Genomic DNA, 2500 nt, shown 5'->3' with positions numbered 1-2500 from the left:
TGAAAGGCCAATCAAACTCGGAGATAGCTGGTTCTCTGCGAAATCTATTTAGGTAGAGCGTCATCCGAATACCCCGGGGGGTAGAGCACTGGATGGGTAATGGGGCCCCACAGGCTTACTGATCCTAACCAAACTCCGAATACCCGGGAGTACTAGATGGCAGACACACTGCGGATGCTAACGTCCGTAGTGGAGAGGGAAACAACCCTGACCGACAGCTAAGGCCCCCAATTCATGGCTAAGTGGGAAAGCAGGTGGGACGACCAAAACAACCAGGAGGTTGGCTTAGAAGCAGCCATCCTTTAAAGATAGCGTAACAGCTCACTGGTCTAAACAAGTTGTCCTGCGGCGAAGATGTAACGGGGCTCAAGCCATGAGCCGAAGCTTCGGATGCCGTAAGGCATGGTAGCAGAGCGTAGTGTGACATAGTCTCATTCCTCCTTCACGTCTTCGGGCGTATTGGAGGAGAGAGGCTTTCGATGAAGCCGGGGCGTGAGCCATCCGGTGGAGAGATCACTAGTGAGAATGATGACATGAGTAGCGACAAAGAGTGTGAGAGACACTCTCGCCGAAAGTCCAAGGGTTCCTGCTTAAAGCTAATCTGAGCAGGGTAAGCCGGCCCCTAAGCCGAGGCCGAAAGGCGTAGGCGATGGGAACCAGGTTAATATTCCTGGGCCGTGGAGTGGTGACGGATCTCGGGTGTAGTTCAGTCTTATCGGATTGACTGGGCTGCTGAGAGGTTCCTGGAAATAGCCCTCCTATCAGACCGTACCCTAAACCGACACAGGTGGACTGGTAGAGCATACCAAGGCGCTTGAGAGAACGATGTTGAAGGAACTCGGCAAAATACCTCCGTAAGTTCGCGAGAAGGAGGCCCGGTTCCTAGGCAACTAGGGGCTGGGGGCACAAACCAGGGGGTGGCGACTGTTTATTAAAAACACAGGGCTCTGCGAAGTCGCAAGACGACGTATAGGGTCTGACGCCTGCCCGGTGCCTGAAGGTTAAAAGGAGAGGTGAGAGCCTTGAATTGAAGCCCAGGTAAACGGCGGCCGTAACTATAACGGTCCTAAGGTAGCGAAATTCCTTGTCGGGTAAGTTCCGACCTGCACGAATGGCGTAACGACTTCCCCGCTGTCTCCAACATCGACTCAGCGAAATTGAATTGCCTGTCAAGATGCAGGCTTCCCGCGGTTAGACGGAAAGACCCCGTGCACCTTTACTACAGCTTCGCACTGGCATCAGGACTGCAATGTGCAGGATAGGTGGTAGGCTTCGAAGCAGGGACGCCAGTTCCTGTGGAGCCTCCCTTGAGATACCACCCTTTGCATTCTTGATGTCTAACCGCGGTCCGTCATCCGGATCCGGGACCCTGCGTGGCGGGTAGTTTGACTGGGGCGGTCGCCTCCTAAAGCGTAACGGAGGCGCGCGAAGGTTGGCTCAGAGCGGTCGGAAATCGCTCGTTGAGTGCAATGGCAGAAGCCAGCCTGACTGCGAGACTGACAAGTCGAGCAGAGTCGAAAGACGGCCATAGTGATCCGGTGGTCCCGAGTGGAAGGGCCATCGCTCAACGGATAAAAGGTACGCCGGGGATAACAGGCTGATACTGCCCAAGAGTCCATATCGACGGCAGTGTTTGGCACCTCGATGTCGGCTCATCTCATCCTGGGGCTGGAGCAGGTCCCAAGGGTACGGCTGTTCGCCGTTTAAAGAGGTACGTGAGCTGGGTTTAGAACGTCGTGAGACAGTTCGGTCCCTATCTGCCGTGGGTGTAGGAGACTTGAGAGGAGTTGCCCCTAGTACGAGAGGACCGGGGTGAACGATCCACTGGTGGACCTGTTGTCGTGCCAACGGCAGTGCAGGGTAGCTATGATCGGACAGGATAACCGCTGAAGGCATCTAAGCGGGAAGCCCCCCTCAAAACAAGGTCTCCCTGAGGGCCGTGGAAGACCACCACGTCAATAGGCCGGAGATGTAAGCGCAGCAATGCGTTCAGTTGACCGGTACTAATCGCCCGATAGGCTTGATTTGATCCAGTAACAGAAAGACAAATCAAACCAAAAGCATACACCGACCTTGACAATGGATAGCGTCGCAGCACCAAGCCGCGATATTGATTGATTATACAACCGAGTGGCAACGCGCCTTTTGCAAGCAAAAGACGCTGTCTGCCACCCGTCGCTTTCTTGCTCGCAAGAAAGTCGACCTGGGGATTTTCCTCGGTTTGGTGGTCATAGCGCAAGCAAAACACCCGGTCCCATCCCGAACCCGGAAGTTAAGTGCTGCAGCGCCAATGGTACTTGGGCTCAAGCCCCGGGAGAGTAGGTCACCGCCAAACCTAGAAAAATCCCCAAACTCTCTAAACGATCAAAAAATCAAAAAACGGCCTCAAAAAATCTCTGCAGGCCGAACGCCAAAAAAATGGCGCGGGGTGGAGCAGCCAGGTAGCTCGTCAGGCTCATAACCTGAAGGTCAGAGGTTCAAATCCTCTCCCCGCAACCAA

1 tRNA gene and 2 rRNA genes (1 of these 3 cut by a window edge) are annotated in these 2500 nt (G+C 54.6%); all 3 read left to right on the top strand.

Going from position 1 to position 2500, the window contains the following annotated elements:
- Positions 1–2028, top strand: a 23S ribosomal RNA gene (locus AC2FMM_RS18305); it begins 800 nt to the left of the window's first position.
- A 192-nt stretch (positions 2029–2220) separates the two neighbouring features.
- Positions 2221–2335, top strand: a 5S ribosomal RNA gene (gene rrf, locus AC2FMM_RS18300).
- Between the two features lie 87 nt (positions 2336–2422).
- Positions 2423–2499: transfer RNA gene (locus AC2FMM_RS18295), tRNA-Met, on the top strand.
- Position 2500: the final 1 nt, after the last annotated feature.

This window comes from Ruegeria sp. BHSC043 (assembly GCF_059612985.1).
Note: the sequence above shows the minus strand (reverse complement) of the source record. Positions and strands in the feature narration are given on the sequence as shown.